This is a genomic window from Treponema pectinovorum, from assembly GCF_900497595.1.
GTDB lineage: Bacteria > Spirochaetota > Spirochaetia > Treponematales > Treponemataceae > Treponema_D > Treponema_D pectinovorum.
Window position 1 is genome coordinate 359,672 of the sequence record NZ_UFQO01000001.1, and the last position, 12,032, is coordinate 371,703.

The 12,032-nt window shown below is 37.6% G+C and carries 13 protein-coding genes; all 13 read right to left on the reverse strand.

Going from position 1 to position 12,032, the window contains the following annotated elements; translation table 11 throughout:
• Positions 1–2: 2 nt before the first annotated feature.
• The 13 genes from FXX65_RS01600 to FXX65_RS01660 all read right to left on the reverse strand — a co-directional run bounded on the left by FXX65_RS01600 (position 3) and on the right by FXX65_RS01660 (position 11,796).
• Positions 3–1,220 (reverse strand): hypothetical protein, encoded by a 1,218-nt coding sequence (locus tag FXX65_RS01600; RefSeq protein WP_147614797.1) that lies wholly within the window; start codon positions 1,218–1,220, stop codon positions 3–5.
• On the reverse strand, positions 1,213–3,336 hold the full coding sequence (locus tag FXX65_RS01605) for a flagellar biosynthesis protein FlhA (protein WP_147614798.1): 2,124 nt from the start codon (positions 3,334–3,336) through the stop codon (positions 1,213–1,215). Before FXX65_RS01605 ends, FXX65_RS01600 begins: the two co-directional genes overlap by 8 nt.
• Before the next feature lie 18 nt (positions 3,337–3,354).
• Positions 3,355–4,452 (reverse strand): EscU/YscU/HrcU family type III secretion system export apparatus switch protein, encoded by a 1,098-nt coding sequence (locus FXX65_RS01610; protein ID WP_147614799.1) that lies wholly within the window; start codon positions 4,450–4,452, stop codon positions 3,355–3,357.
• Positions 4,453–4,454: 2 nt separating this feature from the next.
• Positions 4,455–5,270, reverse strand: coding sequence for a flagellar biosynthetic protein FliR (fliR, locus tag FXX65_RS01615; RefSeq protein ID WP_147614800.1), 816 nt, complete (start codon positions 5,268–5,270; stop codon positions 4,455–4,457).
• A 16-nt stretch (positions 5,271–5,286) separates the two neighbouring features.
• Positions 5,287–5,556, reverse strand: a complete 270-nt coding sequence (gene fliQ / locus FXX65_RS01620) for a flagellar biosynthesis protein FliQ (protein ID WP_147614801.1) — start codon at positions 5,554–5,556, stop codon at positions 5,287–5,289.
• A 34-nt stretch (positions 5,557–5,590) separates the two neighbouring features.
• Positions 5,591–6,445 carry a flagellar type III secretion system pore protein FliP gene (gene fliP / locus FXX65_RS01625; RefSeq protein ID WP_246104327.1) on the reverse strand — a complete coding sequence of 285 codons (855 nt, stop codon included), beginning with the start codon at positions 6,443–6,445 and terminating at the stop codon, positions 5,591–5,593.
• A gap of 23 nt (positions 6,446–6,468) precedes the next feature.
• On the reverse strand, positions 6,469–7,113 hold the full coding sequence (locus FXX65_RS01630) for a FliO/MopB family protein (RefSeq protein ID WP_147614802.1): 645 nt from the start codon (positions 7,111–7,113) through the stop codon (positions 6,469–6,471).
• A gap of 66 nt (positions 7,114–7,179) precedes the next feature.
• Positions 7,180–8,343, reverse strand: a complete 1,164-nt coding sequence (gene fliN, locus FXX65_RS01635) for a flagellar motor switch protein FliN (RefSeq protein ID WP_147614803.1) — start codon at positions 8,341–8,343, stop codon at positions 7,180–7,182.
• A complete protein-coding gene (gene fliM / locus FXX65_RS01640) occupies positions 8,336–9,370 on the reverse strand; it encodes a flagellar motor switch protein FliM (protein ID WP_147612423.1) in 1,035 nt (344 codons plus the stop codon). Before fliM ends, fliN begins: the two co-directional genes overlap by 8 nt.
• A gap of 26 nt (positions 9,371–9,396) precedes the next feature.
• Positions 9,397–9,954: a flagellar basal body-associated FliL family protein gene (locus FXX65_RS01645; RefSeq protein WP_147612422.1), complete on the reverse strand. Its 558-nt coding sequence runs from the start codon at positions 9,952–9,954 to the stop codon at positions 9,397–9,399.
• A gap of 56 nt (positions 9,955–10,010) precedes the next feature.
• Positions 10,011–10,751, reverse strand: a complete 741-nt coding sequence (motB, locus tag FXX65_RS01650; protein WP_147614804.1) for a flagellar motor protein MotB — start codon at positions 10,749–10,751, stop codon at positions 10,011–10,013.
• Between the two features lie 7 nt (positions 10,752–10,758).
• On the reverse strand, positions 10,759–11,541 hold the full coding sequence (locus FXX65_RS01655) for a motility protein A (RefSeq protein ID WP_147614805.1): 783 nt from the start codon (positions 11,539–11,541) through the stop codon (positions 10,759–10,761).
• A gap of 57 nt (positions 11,542–11,598) precedes the next feature.
• Complete coding sequence (locus FXX65_RS01660) at positions 11,599–11,796, reverse strand: flagellar FlbD family protein (protein WP_147612419.1); 198 nt, start codon at positions 11,794–11,796, stop codon at positions 11,599–11,601.
• Positions 11,797–12,032 lie beyond the last annotated feature (236 nt).

Sequence of the window (12,032 nt, forward strand, 5' to 3'; positions counted from 1 at the left end):
ATTTAATTTTCCTCCGGGAACATATCGTCTATGTGGATTTTGTTTATTTTAAAGTCGGCAAGTTTATATAAAAATTGCGCAACGCTCGCTCTCTGCATATCTTTAGGAACTTTTTGCCCATTTGTTATATACGAAACAGATTTATTTTTTTCAAAAAGAACGCTCAAAATATTTCCAAAAGATGTCGTTTCATCGCACTTTGTTATTATGACAGAATTAAAATTAAAAAGAGAAAAGTTATCTATTATCTTTGTCAAATCGCTGGTTTTTGTAGACGCTGCAACTACAAGATAAGTATCTAATGGAATCCCTTGAACGCTCAAAATTTTTCTCATTTTTGCGATGTTATCAAAATCGTTTTGACTGTAACCTGCTGTGTCTATAAAAATGTAATCGGTTGAATCCTTGCATTCTTGGATTATCTCGTTTAAATCGTCTGAATTTTCAGCCTTGTCAACTCTTACATTCATTATGTCGCCAAATTTTCTAAGTTGCTGTTCTGCACCGACTCTCGTGTGGTCTATCGTAACCAGACGCACAATCGGAGAAGCGAGTTTATTCTCTTTTGCTTCGAGAATCGGTTTTGCCGCCATTTTGCTTATCGTTGTAGTTTTTCCAAGCCCTGTAGGTCCAACCAAAACTATCACATGTGGAGATTTATGAAAAATCTTTGGTTCTATTTTAATCGTCTGCCCAATCCAATCGACAACTTTTTCTTGAACCAAGTCAAAATCATCGAGTTTTTCTATAGGAAACTCCGCTTTTAACTTATTTGAAATATAACTTATATAAGAATGAGAGAATTCATTTGCATCCAAGAGCGACTCAATTTTCTGAATTGAGGGGTGAATATTGTTCGAAGAAGAAACCTGTAAATCGTTGACTTTATTGGTCAACTCATCCAAAAGATTTGTAATTTGACCATACTGTTTTACAGCAAGGCTTGAATAATCAACTCCAGAAGTTTTTAAAAGCTTTTCCTTTGCAGTTGAAAAATCTTCTTGACTTGCTCTCGCCTCATTTCGTGCCTTATCTTTTATGACATAGGAAACTTTTACACGAGTTTTTTGAAAGAGGCCAAAAAAACCTTCATGCAAATCATTTTTTACATCTACTATCTGATAATCTTCCCTGTACATTTCGTATAATTTGTGCCTTATTTCATCGTAAGTTTTTCCTACCAATGTAAGCACTGTAGAATCAAAATTACCGTTATTCACTTATCTCTCCTAAAATTTCGATATTTACATTGCTTCCTGCTGCAATAACTTCATTAAGAGAAAGTACGACCGTTCCTGGCATTTCCCTTTCTATTGTGCTATGCACAAGTTGGCGAACTTCTGATGTAGGACACAAAATTACAGGCACAAAATTTCGCTCTCGTAAAGATGCTATGCTTAAACTAACTGCCTTTCTAAAATTTCTGGAATCTACAGGATCAAAAGCTAAAACAGGATCAGAGCCGTCATTTGAAAAACTCGCATGGTCGATTATCTTTTGAGACCAGCTTTGACTTAATTGAACAACACTCAATTTCTTTTCTGGGTCTGAAGGATCCACATATTGAAGACAAATCTGAAGTCCCAGCGCCTCACGCACTTTTTCTATCAGAATGTAAGGCGTATGCGGCATATTGCCGTAATTTGCAAGCGTTTCTAGGATTGTAACTATATTTCTGATTGAAACCTGCTCTTTTAAAAGTCCCTGCAAAATCTTTTCTATCTCGCCATAAGTGTATTTGTAGGTTTCCATAACTTCTTCCACAACAACAGGATTCGTTTCTTTGATTTTTTTGATGATTGCAGAAACTTCCTGCCTGCCCAAAATTTGTGCAGCATTAGAGCGAATGATTTCTGTCATGTGCGTTGCTATTATGGTTGGTGGGTCTATTACAGAATAATTATTTTTTTCCGCTTCAAGCCTTCTGTCTTCCGAAACCCAAATCGCAGGTATTCCAAATGCAGGATCTTTTGTAGGCTCTCCTTTTATCTCTTCCAAAACATTTCCAGTATTTAGGCACAAATAATATCCCATCTTTAACTTTGAACGACCAGCTTCTATTCCTCGAATTTTAAAACTGTATTCTTGCGGATCTAAAGTAAGGTTGTCGCGTATTCTTATTGGAGGAACGACAAGTCCCAAATCCAAAGCTGCTTCTCGCCTTATGCGCGTTATGCGTTCAAGAAGTTCAGCGCCTTTTTCTTTATTTACTAAATCTAAAAGTGCAACTCCAAGTTCAAGGCACAAAGCGTCCAGAGGAACAACAGGGCTTACATCTTCTGGATTTTGCCCAGTCTGATTTTTTGATTTTGCATTTGCTTCTTCTTCCAATTTTTTTGCGAAACTCACCCTTTGCTTTTTTATCATCGAATAGCCAAAATAGATTAAAAGAGCGCCGATAGCAATCAGCGAAACAATTAAAAATGGTGTGGTTCTAAAGATTAAACTCATCAAAACCAAGATAACGCCAGAGATTATGTATACAGAACCGCTTACGTTGAACTGCTTCTTTATCTCTTCTCCTAAAACTTCGTTGGAATTACTACCTGTAACCAAAATACCTGTAGCAACAGAAAGCAACAACGACGGCAACTGGCTTAAAAGTCCGTCTCCAATCGTAAGCTGGGGAAAAGTATTTATCGCAGATTGCCAGCTCATATCCTTTGCAAGCATCGCATAAATAACTCCACCAACTAGATTTATAGCGGTGATGAAGATTCCGGCCTTTACGTTACCGCTTACGAATTTTGAAGATCCGTCCATTGCTGAATAAAAGTCGCTTTCTCTCTGAATTGAAGCTTTTTTTTCTCGTGCCTGCTCATCTGTTATCGAACCTGAATTGAGTTCTGAATCAACTGCAAACATCTTTGAATTCATAGAATCAAGGGCAAACCTTGCTGCAACTTCCGAAACTCGAGTAGCACCTTTTGTGATTACTACAACCTGAATTATTATCAAAATCACAAAGATTACAAAACCCACAATCGGTTGTCTGCCTGCGACAATATTTGCAAAAGACTTAATCATATTTCCACTAAATTTTTCAAAACCGACATAGCCAGTAGACAAAATAAAGCGAGTGGAACAGACATTTAAGGCAAGTCCGTAGATTGTAGAAAAAAGTATAACTCTGGGAAAAGAAGATAAATCAGAAGCTTTTGGAGTATAAAGAACGACTAACAAAATGATGAGTGCTACGGCAACATTTATTATCATCAAAAAATCAAGGAAAGCACCAGTAACAGGCATGATAAGCATTAAAACTATTAAAACTGCCGCGGCTGCAATCGCATGATTTGAGATTTGATTTAAAATATTTGTGATACGGTTAGCCACTCCCCACCCCTGGTTGACCTACTTTTTTCTTCCGAGATAATCTATCTGTGTATAAACGACTGCTATAGCCTTTATAAATTCATCAGGAATTATATCACCAACTTCCACTTGTGAATAGAGACCCCTGGCAAGCGGTACATTTTCTACACGAGGAATTCCGTTTTCGTCTGCAAGTTCACGAATCCGCCTTGCAAGTTCATCCTGTCCTTTTGCATTTACAACAGGTCTGTCTGCTTTTTGAGAATCGTATTTTAAAGCTACAGAAAAATGAGTCGGGTTTGTAACAACAACATCGCTTTCTGCAACAGCCCTTGGAAGATTCTGCTGTAAAAGAGCCCTTTGCGCTTGTTGGAGTTTTCCTTTTACTTCAGGATCTCCTTCCTGTTCTTTAAACTCAATTTTTACTTCCTGCTTGGTCATCTTTAAAGACTGCAAAAATTGATAACGCTGTACAAAATAATCAGGAATGGAAAGCGCTAAAAAAACTATCGAACAAAAGGCAAGAATTTGAGCCGCCGCATTAGAAACCCGACCTGCCGCAAGCCGTATTGAGCCAACTTTTAGCAAAGCCAGAATATCGCCTGTGTTCGCCCTTATTATTATAAAAGCGATGAGAATTACAGCAAAAACTTTTACAAATTGCTTTACGACATTAAATGCACCTTCTGGAGAAAAAATTGTCTTTTTTAAATACTGTCCAATTCGAGGAATTATGACAGAAATTTTAAATTCAATTGGTTTTGTAGAAAAAATAAATCCTCTATTTTGAATCAAATTTCCTGCAAAGGCTGCAACCCCTCCTGCAAGTGCTGGGGGGAGAAGCATTTTTGTAAGGTTTATAAAAAAAATCACGAGAAATTTCTTTTGGGTAAAATCTGCTTTTGCGCATTGAGAAAAATAATAAACTAAAACCTGCTCACACCATCTAAGATAAAACGGAGCAGCAATTATTAGAACAATAACACATACAAGCATTACAAGAGCGCTGTTTAATTCCTGACTTTTTGCAACGCGTCCTTCTTCTCTTGCACGCTGAATTTTTAACTCGGAAGCTTCCTCTGTTCTTCCTTCGTCTTCGGCTGCAAACCACTGAAGGTCAATCTGACTAAAATCCATCCTTATTGACCTCCACTTCCTCTAAAAAAAGCCATCAAATTTTGTAAATCATAAAAACCAGAATTAAAAGCATTCATAAAAAAATCGGAAAGCACATTCATAAGATTTGTAATTATAAAAAATGAAAGCAAAATCATTATAGGAAAACCTTCCGAAAGCAAATTCATCTGAGGGGCCGCTTTTCCCAAAATTCCTGTCGTTATAGAAACTAAAAGCAGAACACCCATAACAGGAAGGGCAATAACAAATGCGTCTGCAAAAAGTTTTGTCAAACCAGAAAGCATAAAGCTTACAATTTCGTTGCGTCCTGCGGCAGTTACAATATTGAGTGCATTCATCGTAGAAAAACTTGATATGAGCCCTCTCGAAAAAAGAAGCTGTGCTCCGTGATTTTGCAAAAAAAGAAGCATCGCTATAAGGTTAAAAAATTGCCCCATCAATGGATTTTCTACCTGACTTAAAGCATCGTAAACTTCCGATGCAGAAAAACCCATCTGAAAAGCAAAAAACTGACCTGCCGTGCTAAAAGCTGCAAAGATTATGCTTACATAAAAACCTGTTGTAATTCCTATCAAAACTTCGCCTGCTACCAATAAAATAAAATTGAGAGAAAACGCACCATCATTTCCGATATAAGTGCGATAAGATGACATATCTACCTGTGGCAATAAAAGATATGCCAAATATCCTGTAAGAGCGAGTTTTGCAATCCTAGAAACTGTCCGCATAGAAAAAAGCGGCATAGTCAAAATCAAAGAAAAACATCTGGCTGCCACGAGGATAAAAAAAGGTGCTGCGTAAACGATTTTTTCCAGCATAAACTTTCCTTAAAGTCTATTTAGAAAGTTCTGGGATCATGTAAAAAAGGTTGAATGTGTAGCCTCTGAGGCTTGCAAACATCCATCCGCCTAAAAGTGCAAGCATTCCAAGTATTATCAGCATTTTTGGAAGGAAAGTTAAAGTTTGTTCTTGAATCGATGTAGTCGCCTGAAAAATTGCAACAATAAGTCCCACAATCAAAGCCGCTCCCAAAATTGGAGCACACAAGACAAAAACCTGATAGACCGCCCCTCTCATAAGCGAAACAATATATCCAATGCTCATTCATCTTCCTCCAAAACAGTTTTTAATTACCAACCTATCTGATGACAGAAATAAAAAGTTGCTGAGTCAAAAGCCCCCAGCCGTCAACCAAGACAAAAAGCATGAGTTTAAACGGCATTGAAATTTGAACAGGAGGCAACATCATCATACCCATGCTCATCAATATGCTGGCGACAACCATATCAATTACGATAAACGGAATGTACAAAATTATTCCTATCTTAAAAGCGACCGTAAGTTCGTGCAGAATATAGGCAGGAACTATTACATACAGCGGAACATCGTCCAAAGTTTTTGGAGTTTCAAGGCGAGCCATAGACATAAAAGTTTTTATGTAAGAAGTGTCGTTGTACATTTGAGAATACATAAAAGTTTTTAAAGGTTTTTCAGCCTGTGTGTACGCTTGCTCTATCGTAATCTCGCCATCGCTTACGGGTTTAAAAGATGAAGAATAAATCTGCTGAAAAACCGGCCACATCACAAAAAGCGTCATAAAAAGTGCGATTCCATTTAAAACGGAAGTTGGTGGCACTTGTTGGAGGGAAAGCGCTCTTTTTATAAAATCCAAAACTATAGAAAAGCGCAAAAAACAGGTCATCAAAATCAAAAGGCTTGGAGCAAGAGACAAAACAGTTAAAAGCAGAAGCAGTTGAAGGCTAAATGCCATCTGCCTTCCTGTTTGAGGTTGAGTTATCCTTATGTCAACATTTGGAATATTCAAATTTCTGACATTTGGATTCATCTGTGTTGTTCCTTGAGTTGAACCACTAGGAAAATTCCTGTTTTGTTCACTTTGAGAACCCAACGGACTGATGAATATAAGCGAAAAACAGGCTAAAAACATAAAAGTTAAAAATCGTTTTTTTCTAGGAATAAAATCTTTTGTCATCTCGAATTACCGCCTTAAAGCCATTATTCTTCGTTTAATTTTTTCAGGCTGTCTTTTATGGATTGAGAAGTCATATTTGAATTTGCTGAATATATACTTTCGTCTGTTTTTTTATTTTGTGGCATAAAGATTTCTAAAATCTCTGAAAAAGATTTTGGCTTTTTTACTCTTTCATTTTTATCTGCATAGAGATTCATCGCATTTACAAGTTCTTTGTCATCAATTTTTCCAATAAGGTTGATATTTTGGTCGCTCACACCTATAAGATAGGCACTTTCCTGCAAGGTTATAATTTGAACAGATTTTCCGGGGCTTAAAGTTATTTGACTGACTTTTCGCAAAAAAGGATCGTTATCGTTGGCGTTCTTTACATTGCGCTTCATAAAATAAAATATTCCATACGCAAAGGCTGCAACTATGGCAAGTGCAAATATCATCCTTACAAAGAGCCAAATTGTAGAAGGCTCCTTTTGAGAAGAGAGATTTGTTGGAGAAGAATCCGTAAGTTGAATTTGAGAAGGATCTGTTGAAATATCAAAAGCAGTTGAAGATGATTGCAGAGAATTCTCTGATTTTTGAGATTCGGTATTTTGAGAATAAAATTTCTGATTAAAAAAGACAAAAAAAGAGAGTATGGCACAAAATGCCAAGAGTTTTTTATTTTTCATTTTCCCACCCAAAATATTTTATACCGCTTAAACATCCCCACGTAAAAGCGGTATAGATTAAAAGTTTTAGCGCAAATCCGAAACCCTTTCCATAGGAGAAAGAATTTCTGTTACACGAACTCCAAAGTTTTCATCGATGACTACAACTTCGCCTTTTGCAATTGGTTTGTGGTTTACGAGAATATCAACCGGTTCACCAGCAAGTTTATCAAGCTCTATGATTGTACCTTCGCCCATCCCAAGAATTTCTTTTATCTGCTTTTTTGTGCGTCCAAGTTCTACGGTCATCTCCATGTAAACATCCATGATAAGACCGATATTTCCCTGTTCTGTAGTAGAAGCTCCACCTATTAAATTTGGATATTGAACAGACTGAACGTTTGGAGTATTCATTCCCATGACCTGTCCCATAGGATTGTTTTGCATCATCATAGGCTGAGCCATACCAGGATTTTGCATTCCCATATTCATACCCATTCCCATGTTCATACCACCCATTTGCATTTGCGGTTGATTTGAAGCCATATTTCCCATCAAGTTGCCGAGGTCATTTGCATTCAACGCACCACTAGAAGGAATTGCTGAAGGTGCATCTCCACCCAAAGCAGAAATCATTCCAGATGCAACATCGCTTGAAATCGCTTCCCAAAGAACGTAATTTGTGCCGTCCAGAGTAAAAGTATATGTAAAAAGGACGAAAGTTCCCTGCGGAATGCGAACCATCGCTTTTGGAACGTGAACGCTTTCTGGTGGATTTGAAGCAAGACCAGGAAGTTTTCCATCTTTACTCAACTGGGTAATTTCTGTTCCAGTGTGATTTGAAACAACTTCAGAAATTACGGACAAAGCCATATCATCGAGTTCTGCCTGCTCTTCTTTATTTACGAGTCCTGTAATTTTTTGACTGAATTCTGGAGAAAGTATAAAAAGATGATCGCCTTTTAGCCCGACAGAAAAATCCGACATTACAGCAACAACCATCTCTGGCAATTTAGAAAGGAGCACGTCGCGATCGCAAGTTTCTACGGTAGGCTTTGCAATAGTAAATTCGCTTCCAGTCATAGAATTGAGTTTTGAGTTCAACTCGCCTTTTATCCCGTCTGCAAATTTTTCAAGCACGGCTATATCTAAGTTTACAGGCGCACCGCTTGAAGAGCCAGAAATTCCACCAATGTCTACTCCAGACAACAATGCATCAATCTCGTCCTGTGAAATAGCACCATCACTCATATGTTTCATCTCCTTCTACGGATAGTTCTTCAAAATCTTCGTTTTCGCTTCCAGCAATCTTACCGATTACTTGAACTGCCATATTTTTACCGACAACACCTGGCTGACAGTAGAATTTTTTCTTATTTCCAACGCTAAGCGTAAGCGGTTCCCCAACCCTTACAGTAGAAAGCCTTACAACATCTCCGCTTCTGAGTGCAAGCACATCGCGTATTGGCATATTTATAGTTCCCAATTCCGCAACAACATCCATATCTACGTCGGAAAGTTTTTCTTTTAAAGTTCCAAGATATTGGGTTGTAGAACTTCTTCTGACAGAAGAAAACCAGAATTGCGAAGAAAGTTTTGAAATGATTGGCTCAATAGTAAGATAAGGAATACAAAAGTTCATCATCCCTTCTTCTTCGCCAACTTTTGTTTCAAGTGTTACGAGAACTACCATTTCAGAAGGAGGTACAATTTGTGCAAACTGAGGATTTGTTTCAATCTGTCCTAGACGAGGTCTTAAATCTATAACTTGAGTCCACGCTTCCCTCATATTTGCAAGAATTCTAACTATTATTCCTTCCATTACAGACTGTTCGATATCCGTTAAGTCGCGGCTAACCTTAGCACCCTGCCCAGTTCCACCAAAAAGACGGTCTATCATGCTAAAAGTGATTGCAGGGTCAATTTCTAAAACTGCATTTCCTTTTAAAGGATCCATATTGATTACCGCAAGCGTTGTTGGAGTTGGAATTGAACGGATAAATTCTTCGTAGGTTAACTGGTCTACAGAAGCTACATGTACATGAACAAGAGAGCGTAACTGGGCAGAAAGCGAAGTTGTAGTAAGACGGGCAAAAGTTTCGTGCATGATTGAAACCGTTCTTATCTGTTCTTTTGAAAACTTGTCGGGACGTTTAAAATCATAAATTTTTATCTTGCGAGTATCGTTTACTGGCTTAAAATCGGTTGTATCCGCATCGCCAGAACTTATGGCTTGCAAGAGTTGATCAATTTCGTCTTGTGACAGGACTTCGTTCATGCCTTATCCACCTTAAAAACGCTTATCTATTGTTGAATGACATCCAACTGCATAAAGCGAACATCTTTTATCTTTGAACTGCTCAAAATGGAATCATTTATCGCATTTCTTATTTCTATACGAAGCCCCTCTTCGTTTTGAGGCCTCAATTCTTCGTAAGATTTTTGAGTAAAATACCTACGCAAGAAGTCTTTAAGTTCTACAGTCCTCTGTGTAATTTCTGTAGATGTCGCTTTATCGTCTTTTTTGTATCCCAAAACAACTTCAACATTTACAGATGCAGGATTTACATCGCTCGTTTTTGTTCTTATAGAACCAAGAGAACTATACCAATCTAAAATTTCTTTATTAGAAGAATATTCTTCTGTAACCGGAACTACAGCAACTTGGGACTGATTTCCTCCAATAATCTTCATCGTCACAACAACAACCGTAACTATCAAAATTATGGCGGCAAGACCAATTGCAATCCATTTTAGGAGTACAGGAAGAATTCCACCGAGACCTTTGCTTTTTTTAGGGCTAGAAGCTAAATCATCCCCTGCACCGTCATCGTTAAGATCTAAATCATTATCATCTGCCATAAAATTTACCCCTTTTCATTTTATCGGAATTATTCTTGTAAAAGTTAAAAAATATCTTAAAAATGTCCTTCATCAAGAATTATTATATCTACGCGACGGTTATAAGCCTGCCCTTCCTTTGTATCGTTTGAAAAAACAGGTCTTGTGTCCGCATAACCCGCAATCGAAAACTTTCTTTCATCTACGCCAAAATCCGCAAGATAATGAAGAGTATTTAAAGCCCTAGCGGCAGAAAGTTCCCAATTTGAAGGATATTTATCGTTTGCAACAGGATTAGAATCCGTATGCCCTTCTATTCTAAATCTTCTGTTTTGAATTTCGCTTTCTTGAAAAAATTTTGAAAGTTTTAGGAGAATATCGCGAGTTTCATCTATATTTAACTCTGCACTGCCTTCTTCAAAAAAAGCATCTGAAGCAAGAGTGATGACAACTCCTCTCTCATCGGAAGAAACTGTTATCTTTGCAGAATGAATTTCTGGGGCAAAGAGCGAAATCGCTTTCTTTTTGGCAAGCCCAAGCGACTTTCCTTTTTCTACTGAAGGAAGGCTGTTTATTGTATTTCCCAAATCTGCAAGGCGACCAGCAGTAAGCGACATTCCACCCATGGGAGTTGGATTTTCCATAGATTCTGTTTGAACTGCAAGCGAGGCTTGAATTTGAGCAAGTTGAGTTGTGTCCACTTCTGAAGGATCATAAAGCATGACAAAGAAGCAGAGCATCAGGGTAATCATATCTCCATAGGTGCCCTGCCACGCGGTTGACGGTTTTTCTGGTGCTTTTTTTTCTTTTTTTGCCATCTAAACTCTAATCCTTAAGAACATCGCCCTCTATAACTTTTCTAGTTTTTGGATCAAGATAAGTAAGAAGTTTCATTGCAAGAATTCTAGGGTTATCTCCTGCCTGAATTGAAAGTACACCTTCCAAAACCATCTCTTTTGCAGCCATTTCAGCGCTATTTTGAGCGATGAGTTTTTGTGCCATAGGTCCAAACCACCAGTTTGCAAGCATGGAACCGTACAATGTAGTAATCAAAGCGACCGCCATGTTAGGTCCCAAAGATGATTTATCTTCAAGGTTGTTCAACATACCAATAAGACCAATTACAGTACCCATCATACCAAAACCTGGACCAAAACCTGCCCACTGGTTAACAAGGTTTATACCAGATAGGTGGCGAGCTTCCATTTGGCTCATCTCATTTTCCAATATTGCACGGATTATATTTCCATCTGTGCCGTCAACAACCATTCTAAGTCCGGACTTCATAAAAGGATCATCCAAATCATCCAAACCTTCTTCTAGGGCGAGAATTCCTTCACGCCTTGCTTTTTCAGAAAGGGCAACCATATTTTGTATGAGATTTTTTTCTCCATAATCGTAGGTTTTAAAACAGCGTCCTAAAACGCCAAACATTCCTAAGACCTGCTTTAATGGAGCAACAAAGAATAGAGAAAAGAAAGAACCGCCAACGGTTACGAATACGGACGGAATATCAATAATACCGCCGAGAGAGCCACCCGAAGTTACAACACCGAGCACGATTACAGCAGCACCACCAACAACTGCGATTATTGACGCAATATCCATAAAAAGCTTCCTCCTAAATCCCACCTAGCTTTTTAATCATATTTTATCGAGAAAAGATTAAATTTCTTGTTTGGAGATTTCAAGCCGGTTACGATAATCAATTATTTTTTCAATCAATTCATCAGGTGAATCCTTGACCATAACTTTTTTACCTGAAAGGAAAGTGATAGTCAGGTCAGGAGTGTTTTCCATACTTTCTATCATGTGTGGATTTATCCAGTACTTTTTCCCATCCAACCGAGTAACTGAAATCATCGTTTTATTTTCCCTTCTTATTCATTTATCGTCAAGTACAAAAAAAATTTTATCCGATTTGCACACAGTTTTTTGTTGTTTTTTGTCAAAATCAGTCTCTTATAATCAATATACCGCACAAATCTCATACAAAAAAAATGATGTAAACATTTACATTTTATAACAGATTTTATAATATTACAAAAAAAAGTTAATAGCCTGTTATAAAAACTTGCACTTTTTTAATTCTGTGTTAT

What these genes read in the sequence shown, in the direction of transcription:
- motB (WP_147614804.1), bottom strand. Translation starts at nt 10,751, where the DNA reads ATGGCAAAAAAAGAAAAAAAAGCACCAGAAAAACCGTCAACCGCGTGG.
- FXX65_RS01660 (WP_147612419.1), bottom strand. Translation starts at nt 11,796, where the DNA reads ATGATTTCAGTTACTCGGTTGGATGGGAAAAAGTACTGGATAAATCCA.
- FXX65_RS01655 (WP_147614805.1), bottom strand. Translation starts at nt 11,541, where the DNA reads ATGGATATTGCGTCAATAATCGCAGTTGTTGGTGGTGCTGCTGTAATC.
- FXX65_RS01645 (WP_147612422.1), bottom strand. Translation starts at nt 9,954, where the DNA reads ATGGCAGATGATAATGATTTAGATCTTAACGATGACGGTGCAGGGGAT.
- fliP (WP_246104327.1), bottom strand. Translation starts at nt 6,445, where the DNA reads ATGACAAAAGATTTTATTCCTAGAAAAAAACGATTTTTAACTTTTATG.
- fliQ (WP_147614801.1), bottom strand. Translation starts at nt 5,556, where the DNA reads ATGAGCATTGGATATATTGTTTCGCTTATGAGAGGGGCGGTCTATCAG.
- fliN (WP_147614803.1), bottom strand. Translation starts at nt 8,343, where the DNA reads ATGAGTGATGGTGCTATTTCACAGGACGAGATTGATGCATTGTTGTCT.
- FXX65_RS01610 (WP_147614799.1), bottom strand. Translation starts at nt 4,452, where the DNA reads ATGGATTTTAGTCAGATTGACCTTCAGTGGTTTGCAGCCGAAGACGAA.
- fliM (WP_147612423.1), bottom strand. Translation starts at nt 9,370, where the DNA reads ATGAACGAAGTCCTGTCACAAGACGAAATTGATCAACTCTTGCAAGCC.
- fliR (WP_147614800.1), bottom strand. Translation starts at nt 5,270, where the DNA reads ATGCTGGAAAAAATCGTTTACGCAGCACCTTTTTTTATCCTCGTGGCA.
- FXX65_RS01630 (WP_147614802.1), bottom strand. Translation starts at nt 7,113, where the DNA reads ATGAAAAATAAAAAACTCTTGGCATTTTGTGCCATACTCTCTTTTTTT.